Source organism: Asticcacaulis endophyticus (assembly GCF_014652575.1).
Lineage (GTDB): Bacteria > Pseudomonadota > Alphaproteobacteria > Caulobacterales > Caulobacteraceae > Asticcacaulis > Asticcacaulis endophyticus.
The window spans coordinates 1,197,213-1,222,127 of record NZ_BMZB01000001.1 but is presented as its reverse complement, the minus strand read 5'-3'; the positions used below and the strand labels follow the sequence as shown (position 1 = coordinate 1,222,127).

The window sequence follows — 24,915 nt, the reverse complement described above, 5'->3', positions numbered from 1 at the left end:
TGGGCGGATTGGGGCATATCGGAACTATGAGATACGCCTTATTTGCCCTGACACTTATTGCCGTGCCGCTCAGCGCGTGCGCGACGACGCCTGCGCCGGTAAATGCCATCGCCAAAGAACAGCCCTATGCCGGGATCATCAAACAGGCGGGCAAATTGAAAACCCGCAGCGATACATACGCCAAAACCCCATCGCTAACACTTCTGACAAATGAGAAATTTCAAGCATTCACTGCGGAGGTAGGCAGTCTGTCCGAACAGAACCTGAAAGCCCATCTCGACATGAAAGCGCGCGGCACGGATAACGATCTGAAATGCGTGCTTAAGGGCGTATCGATTGATTTGAAACTCAAGCACGACGCCCTGATCGCCGCCAAAACCGACGCTGAATTGCAGCACACCCTGAATGAGCTTTCGGCCTTACTCAGCGACAATATCGACGTGATCACCACCCCGGCTACGGTTCAGTCGGGCATGGACTGCGTGCTGGAGTTTGGGGTGTCAGGCACCTGAGCCCATCATCTTTATGACCTCGCCCTTGTTCAGAAGTTGCGGCAGGATAACCGGCTCGGCGCCCTTCGGGCCATACCAGACATAGAGCGGCACACCAGAGCGGCCATAGCGGCTGAGGTACTGCGAAATGCGCGCGTCCTGATTGGTCCAGTCACCGACCATGTAGACCGTGTTGGTGGTCTTAAGTGCTGCGGCGAACTCATCGGTATGGAACACCAGCCGCTCATTGACCTTACACGACACGCACCAGGCGGCGGTCAGATCGACCATGACGTTTTTACCCTCAGCGCGCAGTTGGGCGATGCGTTCGACCGAAAAGGTTTCATAAGGCACATCAGCCTTTACTGCGGCGGGTGTGGTGACGGCGCGGGTCTGGGCGGCGGAGACGACCGCCAGCACAATACCTAACCCCAGTAATACCGGGCGCGTGACGGCGGGAATGAGGGTGCGTACCACGCCAAGGACGACCAGCCCCAGCGCAATAATCAACGCAAACAGGCCAAAGCCAGAGACCTGCTGGGCAAATACCCACACCATCCACAGAGCCGCCAAATACATCGGCACGGCCAGTATATGCTTGAACCTATCCATCCACGGGCCGGGCTTTGGCAGACGTTTCGCCAGTCCGGGCAGATAGGTAATGGCATAGGTCAGCCCCACGATCGGCAGGGCAAACCCGATACCCAGCGCCAGAAAGATCACAAAACTGACGAACCCGCCCTGCGCCAATGCGACGCCGATGGCGGTAGCCATAAACGGCGCGGTACAGGGTGCCGCCACCACCACCGCTAGAACGCCGGTCAGGAACGCGCCGATGTATGGGTTTTTCACCGCCACGCCCGCACCCAAGCCCTGAACGCTGGAACCGATATTAAACAGGCCTGACAGGTTAAGCGCCACCAACAACATAACGATGCTAAGGGCCGCCGTTACAAACGGCGACTGCAATTGAAAGCCCCAGCCGAGCGCAGATCCTAAGGCCTGCGCCACGCTGATCATCACCGCCAGCGCCACGAAGCTTATGATGACACCGGCCCCGTACAGCAGGGATTCGTGGCGGGCCAGACGATGATCCTGACCGGCCCGCGATACCGCCAGTATCTTCATCGACAGGATAGGAAAGACGCACGGCATAAGGTTGAGAATAATCCCGCCGACAAAGGCCAGGCCCGCCGCGATGATCACGCCCACCACCGATACCTCGCCGGATGCGGCGCTTAAAGATCCAAGGCCGCGCAGATTTAGCGGGATTGCGCCCTCATTGAGCGTGACCTGATAGCTGTCGCCGTTCGGAAAAGCGATCACACCGGATATGGGGCCGGTTAGCGGTTTATCGTCTGCCGTCGTCGCCTTGAGGGTAAAGCCATCGGCCCCGGTATCGAGCGCCTGATCGGCGGCAGGCGGGACGGCATTGGACGTAATGGGAAAGAAATAGGCACCATTTGGCTTTTCAAACATTTCGGAATTGTCAGGTGCTGGAAAGCCCAATTCGATTATATTACCAGTTTTGCGGAAATATCCAGCCGGTACCGGTTTCGGCAGAACCTCAAACGTCTTTTGAAAGGCCCGGTCTGCGCCACCCGGCGTCCCAACCGGAAGATTAAGGCTGACATTGACCGTTTCCGGCACACAGACTTTTTCACACACCAGGAAATCAATGCGGGCCTTAAGCGGCAATATATCGCCATCGTTCAGCGCGGTGCCATTGGTCAGTTTGTAAAAGAGATAGGTCTCACCGCTATAGCCATAATTGACCAACCCCATATAGGGCTGACGCTCCGGCGTTTGCCACTGCGCCGCCCCGACCGTCACCTTATCCGGCAGCGACCAGGTGACCACAGGTGCCAAACCCGTATCGCCGGGATTTTGCCAGTAGGTGTGCCAGCCTTTGAGCGGTTCATGGCGGACGGCGATCCAGATGTCGCCGCCTTTGGCCACCGCCTTATGCTCCGCCACCAGTTCGGTCGTCAGATGCGCGGTTTTCACCGGCTCGGCAGATACTTGCCCACCCCAAAACGCCATAAGGCACAGGACAAAAGCTCTTATGGCAGTTGCGGATTTCATGGTGATCTTTACTCTGCGGCGGCAACCGGCATCAGGGCATCCTGCTGCGCCTTCAGTTCCTCAGCCTTACGTTCTACGAGTTCGACGATGTGTTCGATCATATCAACATTGGCTAATTTATGATCAGGCTTGCCGGCCATATAGACCATGCCCGAACCCGCCCCGCCGCCGGTAAAGCCAACATCGGTAAACAAAGCCTCACCCGGCCCGTTAACGACGCAGCCGATGATCGACAGCGACATAGGCGTTGAGATATGAGCCAGCCGTTCTTCGAGTTTGGCGACGGTGTCGATGACATTGAACCCCTGTCGCGCGCACGATGGGCAGGCGATAATGTTAATGCCACGGTGACGCAGGCCCAGGCTTTTCAGGATATCAAAGCCGACCTTGATTTCCTCGACCGGATCAGCGGCCAAAGACACGCGGATGGTGTCGCCAATACCGGCCCACAGCAGATTACCCAAACCAATTGACGACTTGATCGTGCCGGTGCGCAGCGGCCCCGCCTCAGTCACCCCGATATGCAGCGGGCAGTCAATGGCATCGGCGAGCGCCTGATAGGCGGCCACGGTCAGGAACACATCCGACGCCTTGACCGAAATCTTGAACTCATGGAAATCGTGGTCGCGCAGGATATTGGCATGGAACAAAGCGCTTTCGACCATGGCTTCGGGGCATGGCTCGCCGTAGCGTTCCAGCAGTTCTTTCTCCAGCGATCCGGCATTGACGCCGATACGCATGGAGCAGCCATAGTCCTTGGCCGCCTGCACCACTTCACGCACCCGGTCGGCAGAACCGATATTGCCGGGATTGATGCGCAGACAGGCCGCCCCGGCCTTAGCCGCCTCAATGGCACGCTTATAGTGGAAATGGATGTCGGCGACGATGGGTATAGCGGTGTTGTCGACAATGGTCTTTAGCGCCTGAGTCGATTCCACATCCGGGCACGACACCCGCACAATATCGGCACCGGCTTCTTCGAGGGCCGCGATCTGACGCAGGGTCGCTTGCGCGTCCGAGGTCAGGGTGTTGGTCATGGACTGCACCGTGATCGGGGCATCGCCCCCGACCTCAACCGAGCCTACGCGGATTTTACGGCTTTTGCGGCGCTCGATCATGCGCCACGGACGAACATGCTGGTGAGAACTCATAGACCACCTCTGTAACCTGTCCCCTACTTAAGGCTTTTCGCCCCGCAATAAAAGGGGTTGAGCGTTAATAAGGTATGGTCTGATCTGCCGGCTGTTGCGCCGGTGGAGCCTGTACGGGCTGGGCGGGCTGATACGGGATCGGCTCGGTCGGCATCGGTCGCGCCCTTGGCTTTTCGATCTTGGGCCGCGGCGTGGCTACCGGACGGGCCTCGACCTGCTGGGCGTCCATCAGCTTGGCGGTCTGCTGAGCGCGTGCATTAATACGGGCGGTGGGCGTGGTATTGCCCTCCAGCCCACCGGCATATTCGCCGTCGTAATAAACTTCAAACGCCGTAGCATCGGACACATCGACCAGCATCGGCACCGCCGTGGCATTGGGGACGCGATAAGATTCCCCGGCCCCTAACTGACGGGCAAAATAGACCTGACCTTCGTTAGAGCGCAGCACCAGATTGACACTGCGCTTGGCCTGAATGACCACGCTCGATTGCTCCGGCGGGGCCCCAAAGACCGCCCCTTTGGGGTTGAAAGCTTTGCGCATCTGAAGACTGTCCGAAGGCGATGCGGCTCCCGTTCCGTTACGGGCCTTTTCAGCCTCAATTTCGGCAAAACCGACCTCCAGCCCCGGCGTGACATAGGGGACAGGAACGTCCTGATCCATTGGCGGCGCACCGGGCTTAGACACATAGACCACGCCGTCGCGCACGACCGGCACCCCCTGAGACCAGCCCTGAGTGGTCACCGTCGGCGTCTCCTCACGGGCCTTGAAAAGCTCCGGCTGACGCTGCAGCACATTCCAGATAATGACGGCCCCGACCACAACGATAGCCCCGGCAACATAGCGGCCATAAGATGGCTGCACCTCGTCCATCGCCGCCCCTATCGGGGCCCGTAAAGTTGGCGCCGGATCGGCCAGATCCCGCTTGAGCAAATCGGCCATGGTTTCTTCGTCAAGCCCCAGCGCCTTGGCATAGGCCTTGACATAGCCGATTGCAAACGGTCGGGCGGGCATGAGATCAAGCGCGCCGGTTTCAAACGCTTCGAGATAGCTGCGCCTGACACGGGTAATGTCAGCGACGTGTTCAAGGCTGAGGTTTGAGGCTTCGCGCGCCGAACGCAGGATATCCCCCAGCACCACCCCGTGATGCGGATCGCTGTGACCATATGAGGCGTGAAGATCGGACGCCAGAGGCTCACCGGCCAGCGAATCCGCGGCGGCCGCGGCCTCTACGGCGTCATAGTCCTGATACTGATCCTGCGTCATATTACCCTGATACTCGCTTCCGACATTAACGGCGTCCATACCTAAAGACCGCGCATTCATCTGTCCGATACTCCCGACTGAAACACAGGCCGTTTTCAGAATCAATACAACCTCATCAACGATGACATGATTGCACCGGTTTGAAACCGGTTTTTTACGCTTAAAGCCCTGCGCCGTATATTAGCGCAGATTTATGACGGATATTGCCCTTATCCGACAGACGACCTGTGCATAACAGCCATTGCCGCGCGCCAAAACTCAGCTTAAAGACAAATCATGATTTGAGGTTTTTGATACGAACACGACGGAGTTTTACCTATGCCTGCAGCCTTTGATGACTTATGGATCGGTCAGGTCGCCTCAATCGGTGCTGGCGTCATCAGTCAGGAGGACCTTGCGGCGTTTTGTAAGACCTACGCGCCGACCTGGGACTTAAAGGACGGCATACCCGATGCCCTGATCTTTACGCTGTGGTCGCGGCTTGAAACCGAAGCCTCGCAGGGCTGGCCGCAAACCAAGCGCTTGGCGGTCGATGCCCTGCGCTGGTCGCGCAATCCGCCGCCGGGTGAGTTGCTGCGCGGACGCCTGACCGTGATGGGCAAGGACGCGGTCGGTGATACCAAGGGCGTGGTCATTGCCCAGCACGACTTGCTGGATGAGGCCGGACGGCTGGTATTTTCGTGCCTGACGCGTTCGGTGTTTCAGCGCCTGCCCATCGCAAAACCGCCGCTGGACTAAATCGGATAAAAGTCCTTCGCGTCGCTCAGTGTACTTTTATCCGCATCAATAATGAAAAAATCCGTCCCCCAAATACTTTAAGGGGCGGCCCAGAGGGGATTTTTGCTTTTATACCTCCCCAGTTCACTGGGGAGGGGGACCACGCCAATTCATTGGCGTGGTGGTGGGGGCCTACAACGCCCGCAGCTTCGGCTCCGCCTCATTGAGCGACTGTTCGATGACGTCGACAATCCGGTCGATTTCCTCATGAGTGATGATCAGCGGCGGGCACATGACGATGCTGTCGCGGATGCCGCGCACCATCAGGCCGTTTTTGATGCACAGGTCGCGCACCAGTGGTCCGGCCGTGCCTTCCTTGCCACCAAAGCGATGGTTAGTGCCTTTTTCAGACACGATCTCGACCGCACCAATCAGGCCGAGCGATCTCGCCTCACCGACCAACGGATGGTCGTTCAAGCGCGTCAACGCCTTGGCGAGATAAGGGCCGGTGTCGTTACGCGTGCGTTCAACCAAGCCTTCGCGTTCGAGAATCTCGATATTGGCAAGTGCTACGGCCGCCGCCGCCGGATGGCCGGAATAGGTATAGCCGTGGACGAAATCGCCGCCGGTTTTCAGTACCTCGACAATCTTTGACGACACCCCGACCGCCGAAATGGGCAAATAACCTGACGACAACCCCTTGGCCATGGCGATGACATCCGGCTTGATGCCGTAATGCTGATGGCCGAACCATTGGCCCAAACGGCCAAAGCCGCAAATAACTTCATCGCAGATCAGCAGAATACCGTATTTGCGGCACAGGGCCTCAACCTTGGGCCAGTAGCCTTCCGGCGGAATGATCACGCCGCCCGCCCCCTGCACCGGCTCACCGATGAAGGCCGCAACCTTGTCAGGCCCCACGGCCAGAATACGGGCTTCGATATCATCGACGCAGACCTGCGCGAACGCCGCCGGGTCTTGGCCAAAGCCTTCGTTAAACGCATAGGGCTGGCGGACATGCTCAATGCCCGGCACCATCGGCCCACCCTGAGCGTGCATAAAGCTCATCCCACCAAGCGACATCCCGGCCACCGTTGAGCCGTGATAGGCGTTCTTGCGGCTGATGATGATATTGCGCTCCGGCTCGCCCTTAAGCTGCCAGTAATAGCGCACCAGCCGCAGCACGGTGTCATTGGCCTCAGACCCGGACGAGTTGAAAAACACATGCTGAAGGTCAGGATTGCCGACCGACATTTTCTGCGCGATCTTTGTAGCCAGCCGCACCGGCGGCGGCGTCACGGTCTTAAAGAAGGTGTTGTAATACGGCAGTTCCAGCATCTGCTCATAGGCGGCGCGCGCCAGTTCATCGCGCCCGTAACCGACATTGACGCACCAAAGACCAGCCATGCCGTCCAGCAGCGAATGGCCTTCGCCGTCATAGATGGTGGAGCCTTCGGCGCGGGTAATGATGCGCGATCCGCCGATATCTTCCAGCAGCTTGTAGTCCGCCTGCGCCGGCAAATGATGCGCCAGATCCAGGCGTTTCAGTTCGGCAATATCGTAGTTTTTAAGCGGCCGGTTCATGGGATTATTTCCGTGAAAATTGCGTGTGCACTGGTCTGCCAGAAATTTACGCCCGCGCCAATAAAATTGTGATCACAATTTTATTGGGTATGATGCCGTGGTCGCCTAAGCCATGTGCGTGCGGAAATATTGCTAACGCCTTTGGTCTCGATGGTACCCGCATCGAGCAATTCCTGAAGACGGAAGCGCAGCACCAGGTCACTTGTTTGAATAACACCTACATTACGCAACATATCAGCCATTACATTTCCGACGACACGATACGCCTTTATCCATCGGCCTTTGATATAGCTTAGTAACTCATCATCGAAACAATCAAGCTCCCGAGAAACCAGACCATTAATCGTCACCACCCGTATCGGCGCGTTCTCCTCACGTAGCGTCTCCCATAGACTCCGCCATGCCCGAAGCTCACTAAGAGCAGGCAGACGAGCATGATCCCAGAAGGCTTCGGACACAAACTCATTATCGCCAACGCGTGAAACACTACCCACCAGAAATCTCTGACCTTTTAAGGTGGTAATATAGCTATCGCTCAGATCGATAACTTCAAAAGTCTGATCGCCATTAAGCCTCAGCCATTCCAGAAAATTACAATATTCCCTGGGTTGACGGCGTGAGAACCAAACGACCCGACGACCATCGAACTTTAGCGATCTTTCCCAAAAGCTTTTGATCTGGTCATCCCATTCTTCATCAACATAGCCCAACGCAGGCTCAACATAAGCTTTACGCACTTCTGCATCAGCAAGTGGGCCAAATGACCAGTCAGCACCTAAACCAATAACATCTTCATCCTTGTCCACAGTTTGCAGGGCACGGCGCAAATGGACGGGGGCAGATAAGCTGAATACGATATGTAATGTGCGGCGATCAGCCATTACACCACCGCTTCACCGCGGGCGGCCTGACCTAGCCATTGGAAAAAGCTCTGCCGGTCGGGATAGTCGGCAGGGCGCCATTCCGGGTGCCACTGCACGGCCACGACCTGCGATCCGCCAAGATTGGCGCTGAAGGCCTCAACAATGCCATCAGGCGCCACAGCCTCCATAGTCAGGCCATCGGCCAGCCGCGCCACACCTTGAAAATGGACGGAGTTGACCCAGAGGTTGCCGCCCAACTGTTCCTCAAAAAAACCGCCGTCGATCAGGGTCACGTCGTGTCCAAACTCGAACATGTCGTTGAAAGTAGCGGTGTCAGGCGCATGGTGTTTAGGCCCCAGATCGCGCCGCAGCGTGCCACCCAAGGCGACATTGATTTCCTGAAAGCCGCGGCAAATGCCGAACACCGGTTTTTGCGCGTCGATCATGGCTTCGATCATGGCAAAAGATACACCGTCCCTGTCCACGTCGAACGGACCTTCGCCCGCCGGGGTGTCAGGATCATAAAACCGCGTGTAGATGTTGGAGGTCGATCCGGTCAGCATCAGGCCATCCAGTTTGCCCGCCAGAGTTTTAGCCTCAAACCCTGTGGTAATCGCCGGGATCAGCACCGCCAGACAGTCGGCATATTCAATCACGCTCTTGACGTAGCGATCCTTGACGGTCTGGGCGTTTTCACCGCCGACATCACGGTTGCAACAGGAAATACCGATCAGGGGTTTCATTTAACTTAGGAGCGCCGCAGGCGCGCAGGCATTGAACGACAGCCATACCTTTTCGTCCCAGGTGAAGTCTTCCTGATCCCAGCGCGTCAGGTTTGAGCGCAAGACCTTGACCATGCGTCCGCCCGCCACCTCAACCTCATACACGGTTTCCGAGCCCAGATAGACCAGATGCTTAATCTCACCGGCGATGATGTTGTAGCCTTCGGGCGCGTCTTCCATTTTAAGCGGCTTGGCATCCCATTTGTCGATCTCAATCTTTTCCGGCCGCACCGCCGCCCACACCGTCGCACCGGTCGCGCCCGTCACGCCGTGGTCGAGATAGATCGGCCCGATATCGGTGGTGTTGATGATGGCATGATCTGGCTCATCGACATCCAGCGTGCCTTCAAACAGGTTCACGCTGCCGATAAAATCGGCCACAAAGCGCGAATTGGGAAACTCATAAAGATCAAACGGGGTCGCCACCTGTTGCAGTAGGCCGCGGTTCATGACCGCGCAGCGCGTCGCCATGGCCAGCGCCTCATCCTGATCGTGAGTGACCATGATAAAGGTAATACCGACCTTTTCCTGAAGCAGGGTAAGCTCCGTGCGCATGGCATCACGCAGCTTGGCGTCAAGCGCCGATAACGGCTCATCTAGCAACAATACGCGCGGTTTTTTGACCAAGGCCCGCGCCAGCGCCACCCGCTGACGCTGACCGCCCGACATCTGATCAGGTTTGCGTTCCCCGAACCCGCCGAGCTTCACCAGTTCCAGCGCTTCCTGAGCGCGCGCCAGGCGTTCCCCCTTGGGCACCCCATCCATTTTCAGGCCGTAAGCGACGTTATCAAGCACGGTCATATGCGGAAAGACAGCATAGGACTGAAACACCATATTGACCGGCCGCTTATTGGGTGAGACCTGCGACACATCATGGCCGTCGATGAGTATCTGTCCATCCGACGGCATTTCAAACCCGGCCAGCATCCGCAGCAAAGTCGTCTTGCCGCAGCCCGACGGCCCCAGCAGCGAAAAGAACTCGCCCTCCTTGATGTCGAGCGAGACATTATCGACCGCGACGTTTTTGCCGAAGCGTTTGGAGACGTTTTTAAAGCTGATGATGGTTTTGCCCTGAGCCTCAGCCGGTTTTGCGGTTTCGTCAAACATGTTCAGCCTCACTTTTTGTCAGCAGCGCCATGACCGGCGGTCAGGGCGTCAGAGCCCTGGAATTTCAGCGCAAAGAAGGTCAGGATCACCGTTACCACGATCAGTATGGTTGAGGCGGCGTTGACTTCAGGGGTGACCGAGAACCGCACCATCGAATAGACCTTGACCGGGAAGGTGACCGTATCGGGCCCGGCGGTGAAGAAAGTAATCACAAAATCATCGAGCGACAGGGTAAAGGCCAGAAGCCCGCCCGCCAGCAAAGACGGCTTGATATGCGGCACCAGCACATCCAGCAGGGTTCGGATTTCTGACGCCCCCAGATCCTTGGCCGCTTCTTCCAGTTCGCGGTTAAATGACGCCAGACGGGCGCGCACCACCACCGCCACGAACGGGAAGGAGAACGAGACGTGGGCGATGATGATGGCCCCCAGATTGAGCGGCCAGATCATGCCTTGCGGCCACGGAAAGACCTTGGCGAAGAATACCAGCATCCCCACACCCATGCAGATTTCCGGCACAACGATCGGGATCGACATGGCCCCGTCCAGCGCCGTCTTGCCCGGAAAGCGGAACCGCCACAGAAGGATGGCCGCCATAGCCCCCACCACCACACTGATGATGGTCGAGAAAAACGCAATCACCAGCGAATTGGTGAAGGCCTGAATCAGGCTCTCATTCGTAAGGGCCTTAACGTAATATTTCAGGGTAAAGCCCTGCCAGACGATGTTACGTTTGCTGTCGTTGAACGAAAAGATCATCAGGGTGATCAGCGGCGCATACAGGAACACCGTCACCCCGACCAGCCAAGCCTGCATCGGCCACCGGCGCATATATTCGAGCGGGCCGGGCGGGGTCTTTTTAACCTTGGCAACAGACTGGGTCATCAGGCCGCCCTCCCCCGGTTTTGTTTGTCGAGCATGCCCTGAATGGCGATACCGATGAAGGTCAGATAGACCAGCAGGAACGACAGCGCCGCCCCGAATGGCCAGTCATTGGCGCGCTTGAATTGCCGTTCAATGACATTGGCGATCATCTGCGACTCCGGCCCGCCGAGCAGATCCGGCGTCAGATACGCGCCGAGTGCCGGAATGAAGGTGATCAGAATACCCGACGCGATCCCCGCCGCCGACATCGGCACAACGATCGACCACAGGGTCCGAAAATGCCCAGCCCCCAAATCGAGCGACGCCTCCAAAAGCGAGCGGTCCATCCGGTCCAGCGTCGAATAGAGCGGCAGGATCATGAACGGCAGGTGGACGTAGACCAGACCGAAAATCACCGCGAAATTATTGTGCAGCAGATCTAGCGGCTGAAACTCCCCCAAGGGGGCTAAGCCCACCAGCGTCATTAATCCACCGGCGTTCGTCCATAAAACCTCATAGGTTTGATTGACATAGCCTTCGGTGCGCAACACCGCAATCAGCGCATAGGTGCGGATCAGAAGGTTGGTCCAGAACGGCAGCATGATCAGCAGCAGCAGCCACGGCTTCCATTTATCGGCGGCAAAGGTAATGGCCAGCGCCACCGGAAAGCCCACGACCAGACACAGAAAGGTGGTGAGTGCGGCCACATAAAGCGATTTCACGAAGATGCCGAGATACAGCGGTTCCAGCGCGCGGGCGTAGTTTTTCCAGGTGCCGGTAAAGGCGATATCGACCAGCCCACGGTTTTCTCCGAACGAATAGAGCCAGACAATACCCATCGGCACGATAAAGAAAAAGGCCAGCCAAAACAGGGGCGCACTCAGCAGCAGCCCGAAAATTGACTTCGCCTGCCGCCAGCTTTGTTCCATCGCAGTCCCCTTGCAACGGCGCCCCCTCTCCCCGCACGCGGGGAGAGGGTTGGGGTGAGGGGCCGGGCGCCCGAATGCCCCTCATCCGATCCTTACGGATCACCTTCTCCCCGCACGCAGGGAGAAGGAAAGGCTAGGAAGCCCTGACCCGCGTAATAATTTCCTCAAACTGCGACGCTTTTTCCGCACCCTCGAACGCACCGTATTCGCACTTGGCCAGAATATCCGCCGGCGGGAAGATAACCGGATTGTTCTTATAATCGTCCGGCATCAGCGCCTTGGCGGCGGCATTCGGCGACGGATAGAGGATGGTCTTATAGATTTCGGCACCTACCTGCGCATCAAGGATGTAGTTGATGAAGGCATGGGCGTTGTTCGGACGCGGCGCATCGACCGGGATACACAGGGTATCGGAATTCAGCAGGCTGCCTTCTTTCGGCACCACAAAGCCGATGTCGTCATCTTCGGCCATAACTTGCGCGATATCGCCGTTATATTCGATCACGATATCGACGTCGCCGCCTTGCAGCATGTCCTGACCATTATCTTCGTGGAAAGCGCGGATATTGGGCTTTTGCTTGACCAGCATCGCTTCGATCTGGGTCAGCATGTCAGGCGAGATATTATTGAGACTGACGCCCTTATATTTCGCGGCCAGACGGATCAGGTCTGCGGATTCCGACAGGAGGGCGATCTTGCCCTTATATTCGGCGCTGTCGAAGACGTATTTCCAGCTATCCGGCACCGTCTTGAACTTGGATTTACGGTAACCGAGGCCCAGCACCAGCCAGGTATAGGGCACCGAGAACTTATTGCCCGGATCGAAGCTGGGGTTCAGATACTGCGGGTCGATATTTTTCATGTTCGGGATCTTGGCGTGATCCAGCGCTTTCAGCAGACCGGCCTGGCCCATGCGGGTGACAAATTCGTTCGACGGCACGATCACGTCAAAGCCGGAATTGCCCGCCTTAAGCTTGGCGAACAGTTCGTCATTGGTGGCAAATAGCTGCATGTTGACGTCGATGCCCGTGGCGGTCTTAAAGTCCGCCAGAGTCGTTTCACCAATATAGGTGTCCCAGTTATAGAAGTTCAGCTTGGGCTCTTCGGCCCCGTCGGTCGTGGCCTTTTCGGCGGGCTTGGAGCAGGCCGAAAAGCTGATGCCGACAGCCGCAGCCCCCAGCCCCGCGAGTAAGGAACGACGATTAGCCAGATGGCGAGGTGAACTCATATCCTGATCTCCGTGATATTCGCGGGCCTCATCATGAAACCCCCTTCATGAAACCGTAATATTAGTAACAGAATACGGGATTAACCCTCTGTCAACTCCTAAGTGTGATCACAGCGCCCGCAGCGCACAATCTTAAGCGTTTCTCAAATACCAGTCGTAATCGAGCGACGTGACCTCTTCGTAAAACCGCGCCTGCTCGGTGCGCTTGACCTTAACGTACATATCGACGAACCGATCGCCCAGATAGTCGCGCAAGGTGGCGGATTTGTCGAGATAATCGACCGCCGCATACCAGTTGGTCGGCAGGTTAGCCCCCGTCTTGGCGGCCACCTCATAACCATTGCCGACTACCGCAGGTCCCGGATCAGTTTTATTCGTAATGCCGTGGTGGGCGCAGGCCAGAATAGCGGCCATGACCAGATAGGGATTGGCATCGGCCCCGGCGACGCGGTGTTCGACATGGCGGGTATGCGACGGCCCTGCGGTCACACGGAGCGATACCGTGCGGTTATTCACCCCCCAGGTCAGGCCGACCGGCGCATAGGAATTGGCCTTAAAGCGCTTAAAGCTGTTGGCGCCGGGGGCCAGGATGCCCATGCAGTCGGCCAGATGGTCTTTCATGCCGCCGATCATGGTTTTCAGCAGATCAGAGCCCTGCGGATCATCAGACGCGCACAGGTTTTTGCCGTCTTTGTCGGCCACCGAAATATGAACATGGAAGCCCGACCCAGCGCGATCAGCCCACGGCTTGGCCATAAAGGTCGCCTCGATACCCAGCGACAAAGCCACGCCCTTGGCCATGCGCTTATAGAGCACGGCATCATCGCAGGCGCGTAAGGCATCAGGCTTATGCTTCAGGGTCAGCTCAACCTGCCCCGGTGCAAATTCTGAAATCGCGCCTTCGAGCGGGATATTCATGACATCGGCGGTTTCCCACAGGGTGCGGAAAAACTCACCGTGAGCCTCGACTTCGGGCAGACCGTAGACCTGAATGCCGCGTGGCGTCTCACCGGTGTTAAAACCCTTGGCCGGCATAAGCTGACCGTCGTGGCCGCGCTCAATGTCCACCAGATAATATTCCAGTTCGCACGCCACCACCGGCGTCAGGCCATCGGCGGCATAGCGATCCAGCACCCGCTGCAGCACATGGCGCGGATCAAGATCATTGGGCGTGCCGTCGAGTTCATAGAGCGACAGCATGACCTGACCGACATCATCACCCAGCCACGGCGCCTCTGTCAGCGTCCCCGGCACAGGACGCGCAATCCGGTCGGCATCACCGTCTTCCCAGACAAGGCCGGTCTCTTCGCAGTCGGCCCCAAGCGTATCGACCACCAGAATTGAGCCCGGCAGAAAACGGCCATATTCAAAAATCGGCAGCAGTTCATGGCGGCGCAGACGCTTGCCGCGCGGCACCCCGGTCATCGAGGTAAACAGGATCTCGAAATAGTTGAGATGCGGGTGAGCCTCAAGGAAGGCCTTGGCCTCATCAGGCGTGGCGACCATCGGATGCGGGGGCAAATAGGGTTCGGTCATGCTATGCTCATGGTTTCGTTCAGCCTATAGGCTGACGCGGTTGCAAGCCACACCTTAAGATCGAACCGCCCCGTCCGTCACGCGATATTCGCCATGTGATCACATTTTTTAATTTGGCCGGATGATGCGGCCAAATGCGGATATCGCCGCAACCAGACGCGCGACAGCCTCAGGCGATGTCAACGGGGATATCAGCATCATATTGTGAAAGGGCGCAATCAACAGGCCCTGATTGATCAGATAAAGATGAAAAGCTTTAAGCTCTAAAGGGTTCATAGCCGCGCGCATCTCTGCGGCTGTTCGCGGCGGATGACCCGCAAACACCAGTTCCACCCGTGCGCCGACATGTACAACACTCCAGTTCAGTCCCTTTACAGCGATAGCTGCCCGTAATTGGGCCACAAGGTCTTCTGCGCCTTTGATCATGTGTGCGAAAGCCGCCTCGGTCATGACTTCGGTCAGCATGACCTTCATGGCGGACATGGCCAGAGCATTGCCGGACAGGGTGGTGCCGATGCCACTTGAGCCCGCGCCGATGGCCGCCTGCGCCTGATCCATGCGGGCGGAGACCTCTTCGGTCACACCCCACACCGCGGCAGGCACGCCCCCGGCGATCGCTTTGCCGACCACGAACATATCGGGCTCAAGGCCGTGGGCGCGAGTATAGCCACCATAGCCCGACGACAGGGTGTGGGTCTCATCGATCGCCAGCAGGGTTCCGTATTTGCGTGTAAGATTACGCAAAGCTTCATGGAACCCGTCAATGGGCGCGATCATGCCGCAGTTGGTCATCACCGGCTCACACAACACGCAGGCGATATCACAATATTTCAGGGCATCTTCGAGGGCATCAAGGTCATTGAACGGAATGACGGTCGTGGTGTCGATGAAATCCGCCACCTGCCCGATCAGGCCTTTTTTCATGATCGGTGTGGCGTCCTCAAGTACCACAAAGGCGTCATCGACCATGCCGTGATAACAGCCATCAAAGATCAGGATTTTTGGCCTGTTGGTGATCGCCCGCGCCCAGCGAATGACGGCGCGATTGGCATCAGACGCAGTTGTGGCCATCTGCCATTTCGCCATCGCAAAACGCTGTGTCAGCATTTCGCCAACCTCAACCGCTGTCTCCGTCGGTAGCATAAAGCCGACACCGTTTGTCGCCTGCTCAGCTATGGCGCGGGCGATTTCGGGGCGGGCATGTCCGAACATTGACGGGGTGTCGCCCAAGCAGAAATCGTCATACTCAAAGCCATCGACATCCCACAGTTTTGCCCCTTCGGCGCGCGCGGCATAGATGGGGATGGGGGAGGCCCAGTCGCTCATCCAGTGCATGGGTGCCCCGCCTCGCCAAACCCTCCCTGATCTTTCGGCCAGGGCTTTGGTGTTTGGGCGGGCATCCAGAAACCGCGCCGTTTCCGACAGGATAAACTCCATCAGCGGCGTGTTCAGGGCATGGGCAGCGGCGGGTAGGGAAACACTCAAATTCTCCTCCCCTGTTTACGGGGGAGGTGGATGGCCGAAGGCCAGACGGAGGGGGCATAACGGCAAAGGTTCCCCCCTCCACCACTTCGTGGTCCCCCTCCCCCGTAAACGGGGGCGGAGAACAATAAACCCCACCCCACCATCACAGCGCCCCAAAGCTCAGGAACTTGGTTTCCATATATTCCTCAAGGCCCTCAATCGCGCCTTCACGGCCAATGCCGGATTCCTTGACGCCGCCAAAGGGCGCCACTTCGGTGGACATCACCCCGTCATTTAAGCCGACCATGCCGTAATCGAGCGCCCTCCCCACCCGCCAGGCGCGCGACACATCCTTAGTGAAAGCATAGGCCGCCAAACCAAACGGCGTGTCATTGGCCAGTTTAATCCCCTCCGCCTCGTCCTTGAACTTAATCAGGGACGCCACCGGCCCGAAGATTTCCTCATTAAAGATGCGCATGTCATGAGTCACACCGGTCAGGACTGAGGGCTTATAAAACAGCGGCCCCAACGCGGCATCCACACCACCACCAACGGTCAGTTTAGCGCCTTTGGCGGTGGCGTCCTTGACCAGCGCATCGACCTTATCGACCGCCTTTTGGTTGATCAGCGGCCCGATGGCGGTTTCCTCAGCCATGCCGTCCGCCAGCGTCAGCGCCCGCGCCGCCTTGGTCAGTTTGGCGGCAAAGGCATCAAAGATTCCCGCTTGCACCAGTATCCGGTTGGCGCACACGCAGGTCTGACCGGCATTACGGTACTTGGACAACATGGCACCCGCCACCGCCACATCCAGATCAGCGTCGTCAAACACTAGCACCGGCGCATTGCCGCCCAGTTCGAGCGATATCTTTTTGATGGTTGAAGCGCACTGGGCATAAAGTTTTTTACCGACCGGCGTCGATCCGGTGAAGGAGAACTTCTTGACCAGCGGGTCGGACGTCAGGATTTCACCAACCTCCGCGGCCTTGGTGGTGCAGATGATGTGCAACACCCCGTCTGGCAAGCCCGCCTGTCTGGCCAATTCCGCCAGCGCCAGCGCCGACAACGGCGTTTCCTCGGACGGTTTTAACACCACCGTGCAACCCGCCGAAAGCGCCGGTGCGACCTTGCGCGTAATCATCGAAATCGGAAAGTTCCATGGCGTGATGGCCGCCACCACGCCGACCGGCTGCTGGATGGTCACCAGTTGCTTACCCGGCACATTGGCGGGGATTGTGCGGCCATAGGCCCGGCGGCCTTCTTCGGCGAACCATTCGACAAAGCCCGCCCCATAAGCCACTTCGCCGCGGGTCTCGCGGATCGCCCGTCCCTGCTCTAGCGTAACGATTTGCGCCAAATCTTCGGTATGCTCAAGGATCAGGGCGAACCATTTTTTCAGGATATCCGAGCGCACCTTTTGCGGTTTCTGGCCCCAGTCCGTAAAGGCGGCATGGGCGGCGTCAATGGCTTTCAGCGTTTCTTTTGAGCCCGCATTATGGACGTGGCATAAGATTTCGCCGTTGGCCGGATTGGTGACCGAAAAACTATCGTGATTGGCATTTGTCAGGATGCGCTTACCCAGCAGGGCCTTATGGGCGGCGGTGAGGGACATGGTGCAACTCCCCTAAAAACTGATCGAGACGGACTTAAAATCGGCATATTTATAGAGCGCATGAAGGCTGCGATCGCGGCCAAAACCCGACTGCTTAAAGCCCCCGAACGGCAGGGTGATATCGCAGGCATCCCAGCCATTGATCCACACCAGACCCGCTTTTAAGGCTTTGGCCGATCGCATAGCCCGGCCGATATCGGCGGTCCACACGCCCGATGCCAGCCCATAGATGGTGTCATTGGCGATGCGGAACGCTTCGGCTTCATCCTTAAAGGTCAGCACCGACAGGACGGGCCCGAATACTTCTTCACGCGCCAGAATATTGTCGGGGGTGATATTGTCGATCAGGGTCGGTTCAACGTAAAAACCACCTGTATCAGACTGAACACGTCCACCGCCCATCAGCACCTGCCCGCCCCCGGCCTGACCTTTGGCGATGTAATCGAGCGCGGTATTCATCTGCCGCTCAGAGACCATCGCCCCGAACTGGGTATCAGGATCGTAAGGGTCACCGACGCGAATGGATTTGGCCACCGCCATGACCTTAGCGACGAACTCATCGCGGATGCCCTCTTCGACCAGCAAACGCGATGCGGAGGTGCAGACCTGCCCCTGATTGTAGAACACGCCCCAGGCGGCGTTTTGCGCGGCGGCATCGAGATCAGGGCAATCGGCAAACACGATCTGCGGCGACTTACCGCCCAGTTCCAGCGACACCCGCTTGAGGTTAGATTCGGCTGACGCCACCATCAGCCGCCGCCCAACCGGACCGGAACCTGTGAAGGCGATCATATCGACCTCCATGTGCCGCGCCAAAGCCTCACCCGCAATATGCCCGTAACCGGGGATAACATTGAACACACCGGCGGGCAGACCGGCCTCAATCGCCAAAGCCGCTGTATAAAGCGCGGTCATCGACGAATTTTCCGCCGGTTTCAGCACGATCGAATTGCCCATAGCCAGCGCCGGGGCGACCTTCCACATGGCCATATGCAACGGGAAATTCCACGGCACGATCGCACCTATTACCCCCAGAGGTTCATGGACCGCATAGGACAGGCGCGTATCCGGCGACGGGGCCACTTCGCCATAAATTTTATCGAGCGCTTCGGCATAGTAACGCACGGAATTGATGGCCAGCGGGATATCAACCGCGCGTGCATCGCGGATCGGCTTGCCGGTATCGAGCGCTTCCAAAAGCGCCAGATTTTCGGCATGTTCGGCCATCAGATCGGCCAGTTTGTGCAGGATTTTCTTTTTCGCTTTCGGGGCCATGCCGTTCCAGCAGCCATCCTCAAAGGCAGCCCGTGCCGACATCACCGCCCCATCGACATCGGCGCCATCAAAGGCTGATATCTGATTGGTCAGCGTCCCGTCGCGCGGGGCAATATTATCGAAGGTCGCGCCAGACGCTGCCGCCCTCCATTGCCCATCGACAAAACCTTTATCGGGCTTAAACACGGTTTTCAGGGCGGCGATAACGCTGGCTTTAGTGTCAGCCACAGCGGTTATCGGGATCAGGGGGGACGTCAGGCTCATGGAGATCGCACCACTCAGTAAGAGCTTGAATTTGTGATCACAATTAGGCCACCTGCGACCCCGCCTGTCAAGCGGCCGCCATAAGTTTGCAGCTTAAAGTAACCACCCCCTGTAATTTTAGTATCACTTGAATTATATGGAGCCGATGACACCGTGTCCTGTACCCGTAATCGAAGATGCCGATATGGCCGCCGCCATCGCTGCCGTGCGCGACAGCGTGGGCTTGCCCGTGGGCAGCCGCATTGTCGCGGCCATGTCCGGCGGGGTCGATTCGACCGTGGTCGCCGCTCTGCTGCATCAGGCGGGCTATGAAGTCATTGGCGTGACCCTGCAACTCTATGACCACGGTGCGGCGCTCAAGAAAAGCGGTGCCTGCTGCGCCGGTCAGGACATTCATGACGCCCGCGTGGCGGCTGAGAAAATCGGCATCCCGCATTATGTGCTGGATTATGAAAGCCGCTTCAAAGACAGCGTGATCGAGGAATTTGCGGACTCTTACCTGCGCGGGGAAACCCCGGTGCCGTGCATCCGCTGCAATCAGACGGTCAAGTTCCGCGACCTTTTGGATGTCGCCCGCGATCTGGGGGCCGAGGCCATGGCGACCGGCCACTATGTCGAGCGCGAATTGCGCGGCAATCAGGTGCAGATGCGACGCGCCGCCGATAAGGCCCGCGACCAGAGTTATTTCCTGTTTGCCACCACTCAAGAACAGCTTGATTACCTGCGCTTTCCGCTGGCGCGCATCCCAAAGCCGCAGGTGCGCGATCTGGCCCGCCAACTGGGCCTGAAAATCGCCCATAAGCCCGACAGTCAGGACATCTGCTTTGTGCCGGAAGGCAAATATACCAACCTGATCGACCGCCTGCGCCCTGCCGGGCATGCCAAGGGCTCAGGCCGCGACGCCGGTGATATCGTCCATATCGATGGCCGCGTGCTGGGTCAGCATGACGGCATCATCAGCTATACGATCGGCCAGCGCCGCGGACTCAATGTCGCGGTGGGTGAGCCTCTGTTTGTCGTGCGGCTTGATCCGGTGAAAAAGCATGTCATCGTTGGCCCGCGTGAAGCTTTGTTGACCGGGGCTCTGGCGCTGAAGGAACTGAACTGGCTGGGCGATGACGACAGCTTTATCGCTGCCGCCGCTAAAAAGACGGACGTGCTGGCGCGGGTGCGCTCGACCCGCCCGCCAGTGCCCGCACAGCTTGACCTCGATAGCGCCGGTCAGCCGATCATGCGCTTCATGGCGGGCGAAGAAGGCGTGGCGCCCGGTCAGGCGTGCGTTCTGTATGACCCGGAAGATACCGACCGCGTACTTGGCGGCGGCTTTATCGCGCGCACCGTGGCTCTTATTTAGTCCCTCGCCGGGCGGCGGCTACGCCACCTTGGCCGCCGCCGCAATGGCGGCTTACTTTAGTCCCTCGCCGGGCGGTGGCTACGCCACCTTGGCCGCGCCGCGGGTGGCCGCTTATCTTTAGTCCCTCGCCGGGCAGGTGCACTCTAATCAACTTTGCCCTTAAGCGCCTTGAGTTCGCCGATGGTGATCGCCTCTTCGTCGCGATCGAAGACCAGATCCTTGCGCTCCATGGCCTCGCCGCAGTGAGCGCAGTGGCAGATCGGCTCAACCAGCGGATGGCCGCAGCTTTTGTGGTATATCTCGACCCGCGATTTATGCTCACCGTAGACATATTTCTTGCCCCAGACATAGAGCCCGGTGATGGTCAGGGCCAGATCGGCCCCCTTGGCGGTCAGGATATATTCATAACGGCGTGGCCGCTCATTATAGACGCGTGCCGACAGCAGTTCTTCGGCCACCAGCATCTTAAGCCGCGACGCCAGCACATTGCGCGCCAGTCCCAGCTTTTCCTGAAATTGATCAAAGCGGGAAATCCCGCGAAAGGCGTCGCGGATGATCAGCAGAGTCCACGGATCGCCAACGACGTCCAGTGCTGCCGCCACGGCGCAATTTTGTGATGAATAGTCCGCAGACCGGCCCATGATCGTTATGCCCTCCCCTGAGCTTACGATGACATTGAAAGTCATCGTCTACAGGCAACAGGCTTAAGAATTTCCTTATTAAACTCTTAAATTTAAAAGATTTTTTATTAACCAAACTTCGGTTTAGACTTACCGGTCGAAGGCATAGAGCGCCGACAGGGCGCGACGCATCAGCACTTCGTCACTCGACACGAAATCCTGTTCAAAGGTTTTGCCGTTCCAGTAGACCAGAACGTCCATACCGGCATCAAGGCTGACCAGAACACTGTCATGGGGTGCACGGAAGCTGCCCGCCTCACAGGCCGCGCCATCGCCGCAGTCACGACGGAAGGCTTCATCACCCGCAACCCGCAGGTTACAGCCTTCTCTGGCCGATACCGACGTGACCTTAATGTCCTGAACGCCGTCCACACGGTTCAAACGGACACGGATATCGAGACGGTCACGGGCCTGATCCCGTACCACCATGACCTCATCACGGCGGCCATCACCATCAAAATCACCGCCCAGAGCCGCACCGGAAACCGGAGACAAGGATTCGGTGGTCATAACGGGCAATATCGTCTTGGCCGAAGCCATCTGCGCCCCGAACAGGACAGTAGAAGCCGCAAACACACCTGCAATGACTTTAAAAGCCTTCGTTTCCATCACTTTACCCTGTTACCGTTTACCTTTTATCCGAGTCATCGTGCCGGTTTGAACCAGTCCAGATGCCCTTAAGCTTTTGTTAAGCAGGTTTGATGCCAGCCATGACGGCTGAGCTTGTCATCAGACTGACACAAGGTTTAACGCAGGTAAAGTAAAACTGTTAACCATACAGCATTTTGAAATGCCGAAGATTTCATATATCGCAGTTACGTCAAATCGGATGCAGAGTCACCATCTTCCAGCCCCGGTTCAAACGGCCACAGGACATTGACAGGCGTTATATGAGCCCGCGACAGATGGGAGGCTTGCGGTAACGGTGGCCTAAACGGCACGCGATCGTTTTCGCTTATGAGCTGCGACAAGGTAACGGCCCCCAGGCTTAACAGAATCATCGGACTTACTCCCGGCGGATGGCGACGCGATAAATTGAGAATAAGTCGCATTTTTAAATTCTGGCAAGCCTTTTTTGATCAATCCGTTGTGATACCTCCAGGTTGCCGCTCGCAACCTGGCAAGGCCAAGCGGCCGCCCGAGCCTGCGAGGAAAGCCATGCGGCGATTGAGCTAAACTATAAAGGCCAGTAAACCACCCGCCGGATCAGATTATGCGCGGCCGGGGCCTGACGGGGACTGCCAAACGCCCGCAAGGAGGTCGCGCCACGGGTCACATCAATGCCCTGACGCCGTGCGCGCACCACCACCTCATCCGGGTCGCCGCACACCACCGGCATGACCCAGTAGGCGTTTTTTGTGGCCTCTGTGGCCAGCAGAGTCGCCCCCTTGGGCAGGCCGATCGCCACCTCTATGGCGCGGTTACGGCGTTTTCTCAGGTCATGCACTTGCCCCAGCCGCCGCGCCAGCAGCCTGAGCAAGGCACGCGGCGGACGGTAGCGGATCTGGGTCAGGATATTGCCTGCCGAAAACCCGCGCGCCAGCCGGCCTATGGTGGCGTCCGGGTCCTTACCCATCCCCTCCAGCATCCGGATAATCAGACCGTAGATCAGCGGTGACGACGCCAGCTTAAGCCCCGCAATCTTCGCCGCCCGCGCCCGCAACCAGCCATCGCCGCGCATAGGCCAGTGGTTGAGGATCGCGCTCATGGCCTCGGCCCGCTCAGGCGCTCTGACCACCGCCACCGCCCCGCCCAGCGCCGTGGCCCGCTTGACCGGGCCGAACGAAAACAGGCTGAGATCAACCGCCGGGTCGCCGCGATGGAAGTCGCCGCAAAAGGCCTGAGCCGCATCCTCAATCAGCACGGCCTCATGACGGCGGCAAACCTCGGCCAGCGGCTTTAAGTCCGATACCGCGCCATAAAGCTGGGCGATGACCACAATGCGCGCCCCACTGTCTTTTAGGGCCTGCTCAAGGGCTTGCGGGGTCGGCAACAGGGTTTCGGAGACGATATCAACGGCATGGACATCAAGGCCGTGGCTCTCGGCGATCATGCGCATGGTTTCGATATTGACCGCGCTCATGACCACCGATTTTGCCCCCAGTTCCGGGATCAGGGTGGTCAGTGCCGCATCAAACAGGGTGCGCACCGATAATCCCGCCACTACGGGCCGGTCACCCCCAAAGCCATGGGCAATCTTTAATCTTAGTGACGCCTCATCCTCGGCCACCGGCATGAACACTGACAACAGGTCTTTAAAACCGATATCGAGTTTCAGGCGGGGCTTCATTTTCTACGGCCTGAGATCAATTTCCCCGACAATCGCGGGGCCGGGGGTGACACTGAGCGGCGTGCCGTCCGCCCCGACATCCGACCACTGACTGCGGGCGATGAAGATCAGTTTATTGCCGACCACCTGAAGCCCGGTCGGTTCGCGCAGCCCTTCGCCCCCGCGCAGCAAGGTTTCAGCGCGGCTGATGGTTTTCCAGTCAGCCGACAGGCGCAGGCGCAAGATCCGGTCAGGCTTGATACCGTTCTGAACCGCGATCAGGTCATTGCCATGACGGGCCAGACCATCAATGCCCAGCAGGGTTATGTTGGCCGGGGCTTCCAGCCGGTCCATATCGCCGCTGTCGAGATTGATCCGGTAAAGCCCGGAACTGTAATCTGAGACAATTAGGACATTGCCCGCTTCGTTTTCGACCAACCCTTGCGGCGAGCCCATATAGCCTTCGGGGATCAAGACTTCGAATGCACCACTGTAATTATTGAGGCGCAGCACCTCGCCCTTTTGGCCATCGCTGACATAAAGATCGGTCTTGCCCGCGAAGATATCGCCGAACCGACGGGGTGCCACCTCGTCCGTAAAGCGCGCCTTGACCTGCCCGGTCACGCGGTCGATGTGCAGCACTTCGGCCACCGCCGGTTTGGCCGGATCATAGCCTTTGGTGACCGCCCCCGACGACGTCGCCACCCACAGGTCATCACCGCGCAAGGCTAGGCCATAGGCGCCCACACCGTCTGGCAAGCTATAGAGTGGGTTCAGCACGCCGTTATTGACGACATTAACCGCCCCTCGGCTCAGGGCGCTGAGGTAGGTCTTGCCGGACTTCGGCTCAATCGCCAGCCCTTCGGCGACGCTTAAGGCCGCATGACGCTGCACCGGCTTGAACGTGCCGATCGGTTCACTATTGGCCATCAGTTGCTGATCGAGCTTGGCGTCCCACAGGGGCGACAGTTGCGGATAGCTGGATTTGCTGACGACCATGCCGCGCGCCAGATAATCGCGCAGGCTGGCTTTCGCCTCCGCCGTCTTGCCCGCCCCGGCCCGCGCCTGAGCCGACAAAAGCAGCACGGCGCCCGATGACGGCATGATGATCAGGGCTTCGTCGCTGGCGGCGACCGCCTTATCCCATTCCTTGGCCTGCACGGCGCGGGCGGCTTCGATCCGCAAAGCCCGGAACCGGCCAAGATCAGAGTCAGGGTCAACCGTCTGGGCGGAAACCGGCAAGCCCGCGCACGCCATGACGCCTGCGGCCAAAACTGCACTCAATCGCCCCCAAAGCCGCCTCATATCCATCCTTTCTTTTGCCCTCGCCGGGCGGCAGCATCCGCCGCCTTGGCCGCCGCCGCAATGGCGGCTGATTGGAATGATTCATGAGAAAAATC

At 58.3% G+C, this 24,915-nt stretch carries 21 protein-coding genes; 3 read left to right on the top strand and 18 right to left on the bottom strand.

Going from position 1 to position 24,915, the window contains the following annotated elements; all coding sequences use genetic code 11:
* Nucleotides 1-26: 26 nt before the first annotated feature.
* The gene (locus IE102_RS05560) at nucleotides 27-512 is read left to right on the top strand and encodes a hypothetical protein (protein WP_189485426.1); all 486 of its coding nucleotides are present in this window, start codon (nucleotides 27-29) and stop codon (nucleotides 510-512) included.
* Here the strand turns inward: IE102_RS05560 and IE102_RS05555 are convergent.
* The 3 genes from IE102_RS05555 to IE102_RS05545 all read right to left on the bottom strand — a co-directional run bounded on the left by IE102_RS05555 (nucleotide 501) and on the right by IE102_RS05545 (nucleotide 5,051).
* On the bottom strand, nucleotides 501-2,576 hold the full coding sequence (locus IE102_RS05555; protein ID WP_189485425.1) for a protein-disulfide reductase DsbD family protein: 2,076 nt from the start codon (nucleotides 2,574-2,576) through the stop codon (nucleotides 501-503). The two genes, IE102_RS05560 and IE102_RS05555, sit on opposite strands and share 12 nt — an antisense overlap.
* 8 nt (nucleotides 2,577-2,584) lie before the next feature.
* Nucleotides 2,585-3,727: a flavodoxin-dependent (E)-4-hydroxy-3-methylbut-2-enyl-diphosphate synthase gene (gene ispG, locus IE102_RS05550; RefSeq protein ID WP_189485424.1), complete on the bottom strand. Its 1,143-nt coding sequence runs from the start codon at nucleotides 3,725-3,727 to the stop codon at nucleotides 2,585-2,587.
* Nucleotides 3,728-3,791: 64 nt separating this feature from the next.
* A complete protein-coding gene (locus IE102_RS05545) occupies nucleotides 3,792-5,051 on the bottom strand; it encodes a helix-turn-helix domain-containing protein (protein ID WP_189485423.1) in 1,260 nt (419 codons plus the stop codon).
* Nucleotides 5,052-5,309: 258 nt separating this feature from the next.
* On the opposite strand from IE102_RS05545, the gene IE102_RS05540 reads away from it, so the two are divergent.
* Nucleotides 5,310-5,729 (top strand): hotdog family protein, encoded by a 420-nt coding sequence (locus IE102_RS05540; protein ID WP_189485422.1) that lies wholly within the window; start codon nucleotides 5,310-5,312, stop codon nucleotides 5,727-5,729.
* 171 nt (nucleotides 5,730-5,900) lie between these two features.
* Here IE102_RS05540 and IE102_RS05535 read toward each other — a convergent pair whose 3' ends face one another.
* From IE102_RS05535 to IE102_RS05485, 11 genes are all read right to left on the bottom strand, one after another.
* The gene (locus IE102_RS05535) at nucleotides 5,901-7,292 is read right to left on the bottom strand and encodes an aminotransferase (protein ID WP_189485421.1); all 1,392 of its coding nucleotides are present in this window, start codon (nucleotides 7,290-7,292) and stop codon (nucleotides 5,901-5,903) included.
* Nucleotides 7,293-7,372: 80 nt separating this feature from the next.
* Nucleotides 7,373-8,173, bottom strand: a complete 801-nt coding sequence (locus IE102_RS05530) for a DUF3658 domain-containing protein (protein ID WP_189485420.1) — start codon at nucleotides 8,171-8,173, stop codon at nucleotides 7,373-7,375.
* Complete coding sequence (locus tag IE102_RS05525) at nucleotides 8,173-8,898, bottom strand: gamma-glutamyl-gamma-aminobutyrate hydrolase family protein (protein ID WP_189485419.1); 726 nt, start codon at nucleotides 8,896-8,898, stop codon at nucleotides 8,173-8,175. Before IE102_RS05525 ends, IE102_RS05530 begins: the two co-directional genes overlap by 1 nt.
* Nucleotides 8,899-10,044 carry an ABC transporter ATP-binding protein gene (locus IE102_RS05520; protein ID WP_189485418.1) on the bottom strand — a complete coding sequence of 382 codons (1,146 nt, stop codon included), beginning with the start codon at nucleotides 10,042-10,044 and terminating at the stop codon, nucleotides 8,899-8,901.
* Nucleotides 10,045-10,052: 8 nt separating this feature from the next.
* Nucleotides 10,053-10,928, bottom strand: a complete 876-nt coding sequence (locus tag IE102_RS05515) for an ABC transporter permease (RefSeq protein WP_189485417.1) — start codon at nucleotides 10,926-10,928, stop codon at nucleotides 10,053-10,055.
* A complete protein-coding gene (locus IE102_RS05510; protein WP_189485416.1) occupies nucleotides 10,928-11,836 on the bottom strand; it encodes an ABC transporter permease in 909 nt (302 codons plus the stop codon). The genes IE102_RS05515 and IE102_RS05510 overlap by 1 nt, the downstream gene beginning before the upstream one ends.
* Before the next feature lie 133 nt (nucleotides 11,837-11,969).
* The gene (locus IE102_RS05505) at nucleotides 11,970-13,064 is read right to left on the bottom strand and encodes an ABC transporter substrate-binding protein (protein ID WP_189485415.1); all 1,095 of its coding nucleotides are present in this window, start codon (nucleotides 13,062-13,064) and stop codon (nucleotides 11,970-11,972) included.
* 132 nt (nucleotides 13,065-13,196) lie between these two features.
* Nucleotides 13,197-14,570 (bottom strand): glutamine synthetase family protein, encoded by a 1,374-nt coding sequence (locus tag IE102_RS05500; RefSeq protein WP_189486013.1) that lies wholly within the window; start codon nucleotides 14,568-14,570, stop codon nucleotides 13,197-13,199.
* 138 nt (nucleotides 14,571-14,708) lie between these two features.
* The gene (locus IE102_RS05495) at nucleotides 14,709-16,037 is read right to left on the bottom strand and encodes an aspartate aminotransferase family protein (protein ID WP_189486012.1); all 1,329 of its coding nucleotides are present in this window, start codon (nucleotides 16,035-16,037) and stop codon (nucleotides 14,709-14,711) included.
* Between the two features lie 190 nt (nucleotides 16,038-16,227).
* Nucleotides 16,228-17,673 carry an NAD-dependent succinate-semialdehyde dehydrogenase gene (locus tag IE102_RS05490; RefSeq protein WP_189485414.1) on the bottom strand — a complete coding sequence of 482 codons (1,446 nt, stop codon included), beginning with the start codon at nucleotides 17,671-17,673 and terminating at the stop codon, nucleotides 16,228-16,230.
* 12 nt (nucleotides 17,674-17,685) lie between these two features.
* The gene (locus IE102_RS05485; RefSeq protein ID WP_189485413.1) at nucleotides 17,686-19,212 is read right to left on the bottom strand and encodes an aldehyde dehydrogenase; all 1,527 of its coding nucleotides are present in this window, start codon (nucleotides 19,210-19,212) and stop codon (nucleotides 17,686-17,688) included.
* Between the two features lie 145 nt (nucleotides 19,213-19,357).
* Between IE102_RS05485 and mnmA the strand changes: the two genes are divergently transcribed.
* Nucleotides 19,358-20,566, top strand: a complete 1,209-nt coding sequence (mnmA, locus tag IE102_RS05480) for a tRNA 2-thiouridine(34) synthase MnmA (protein WP_189485412.1) — start codon at nucleotides 19,358-19,360, stop codon at nucleotides 20,564-20,566.
* A 143-nt stretch (nucleotides 20,567-20,709) separates the two neighbouring features.
* On the opposite strand, the gene IE102_RS05475 is transcribed toward mnmA, so the two are convergent.
* The 4 genes from IE102_RS05475 to IE102_RS05460 all read right to left on the bottom strand — a co-directional run bounded on the left by IE102_RS05475 (nucleotide 20,710) and on the right by IE102_RS05460 (nucleotide 24,799).
* Nucleotides 20,710-21,207, bottom strand: a complete 498-nt coding sequence (locus IE102_RS05475) for a winged helix-turn-helix transcriptional regulator (protein ID WP_189485411.1) — start codon at nucleotides 21,205-21,207, stop codon at nucleotides 20,710-20,712.
* A 129-nt stretch (nucleotides 21,208-21,336) separates the two neighbouring features.
* Nucleotides 21,337-21,855: a hypothetical protein gene (locus IE102_RS05470; RefSeq protein WP_189485410.1), complete on the bottom strand. Its 519-nt coding sequence runs from the start codon at nucleotides 21,853-21,855 to the stop codon at nucleotides 21,337-21,339.
* A gap of 568 nt (nucleotides 21,856-22,423) precedes the next feature.
* Nucleotides 22,424-23,536 (bottom strand): DegT/DnrJ/EryC1/StrS family aminotransferase, encoded by a 1,113-nt coding sequence (locus IE102_RS05465; RefSeq protein WP_189485409.1) that lies wholly within the window; start codon nucleotides 23,534-23,536, stop codon nucleotides 22,424-22,426.
* Nucleotides 23,537-23,539: 3 nt separating this feature from the next.
* On the bottom strand, nucleotides 23,540-24,799 hold the full coding sequence (locus IE102_RS05460; RefSeq protein ID WP_189485408.1) for a hypothetical protein: 1,260 nt from the start codon (nucleotides 24,797-24,799) through the stop codon (nucleotides 23,540-23,542).
* Nucleotides 24,800-24,915: the final 116 nt, after the last annotated feature.

Coding starts and splice junctions, on each gene's coding strand:
- IE102_RS05515 (WP_189485417.1), bottom strand. CDS start 10,928: ATGACCCAGTCTGTTGCCAAGGTTAAAAAGACCCCGCCCGGCCCGCTC.
- IE102_RS05500 (WP_189486013.1), bottom strand. CDS start 14,570: ATGGTCGCCACGCCTGATGAGGCCAAGGCCTTCCTTGAGGCTCACCCG.
- IE102_RS05505 (WP_189485415.1), bottom strand. CDS start 13,064: ATGAGTTCACCTCGCCATCTGGCTAATCGTCGTTCCTTACTCGCGGGG.
- IE102_RS05540 (WP_189485422.1), top strand. CDS start 5,310: ATGCCTGCAGCCTTTGATGACTTATGGATCGGTCAGGTCGCCTCAATC.
- IE102_RS05555 (WP_189485425.1), bottom strand. CDS start 2,576: ATGAAATCCGCAACTGCCATAAGAGCTTTTGTCCTGTGCCTTATGGCG.
- IE102_RS05485 (WP_189485413.1), bottom strand. CDS start 19,212: ATGAGCCTGACGTCCCCCCTGATCCCGATAACCGCTGTGGCTGACACT.
- IE102_RS05465 (WP_189485409.1), bottom strand. CDS start 23,536: ATGAAGCCCCGCCTGAAACTCGATATCGGTTTTAAAGACCTGTTGTCA.
- IE102_RS05520 (WP_189485418.1), bottom strand. CDS start 10,044: ATGTTTGACGAAACCGCAAAACCGGCTGAGGCTCAGGGCAAAACCATC.
- IE102_RS05530 (WP_189485420.1), bottom strand. CDS start 8,173: ATGGCTGATCGCCGCACATTACATATCGTATTCAGCTTATCTGCCCCC.
- IE102_RS05475 (WP_189485411.1), bottom strand. CDS start 21,207: ATGGGCCGGTCTGCGGACTATTCATCACAAAATTGCGCCGTGGCGGCA.
- IE102_RS05490 (WP_189485414.1), bottom strand. CDS start 17,673: ATGTCCCTCACCGCCGCCCATAAGGCCCTGCTGGGTAAGCGCATCCTG.
- IE102_RS05545 (WP_189485423.1), bottom strand. CDS start 5,051: ATGAATGCGCGGTCTTTAGGTATGGACGCCGTTAATGTCGGAAGCGAG.
- IE102_RS05470 (WP_189485410.1), bottom strand. CDS start 21,855: ATGGAAACGAAGGCTTTTAAAGTCATTGCAGGTGTGTTTGCGGCTTCT.
- IE102_RS05510 (WP_189485416.1), bottom strand. CDS start 11,836: ATGGAACAAAGCTGGCGGCAGGCGAAGTCAATTTTCGGGCTGCTGCTG.
- IE102_RS05560 (WP_189485426.1), top strand. CDS start 27: ATGAGATACGCCTTATTTGCCCTGACACTTATTGCCGTGCCGCTCAGC.
- IE102_RS05495 (WP_189486012.1), bottom strand. CDS start 16,037: ATGGAGTTTATCCTGTCGGAAACGGCGCGGTTTCTGGATGCCCGCCCA.
- IE102_RS05525 (WP_189485419.1), bottom strand. CDS start 8,898: ATGAAACCCCTGATCGGTATTTCCTGTTGCAACCGTGATGTCGGCGGT.
- mnmA (WP_189485412.1), top strand. CDS start 19,358: ATGACACCGTGTCCTGTACCCGTAATCGAAGATGCCGATATGGCCGCC.
- ispG (WP_189485424.1), bottom strand. CDS start 3,727: ATGAGTTCTCACCAGCATGTTCGTCCGTGGCGCATGATCGAGCGCCGC.
- IE102_RS05535 (WP_189485421.1), bottom strand. CDS start 7,292: ATGAACCGGCCGCTTAAAAACTACGATATTGCCGAACTGAAACGCCTG.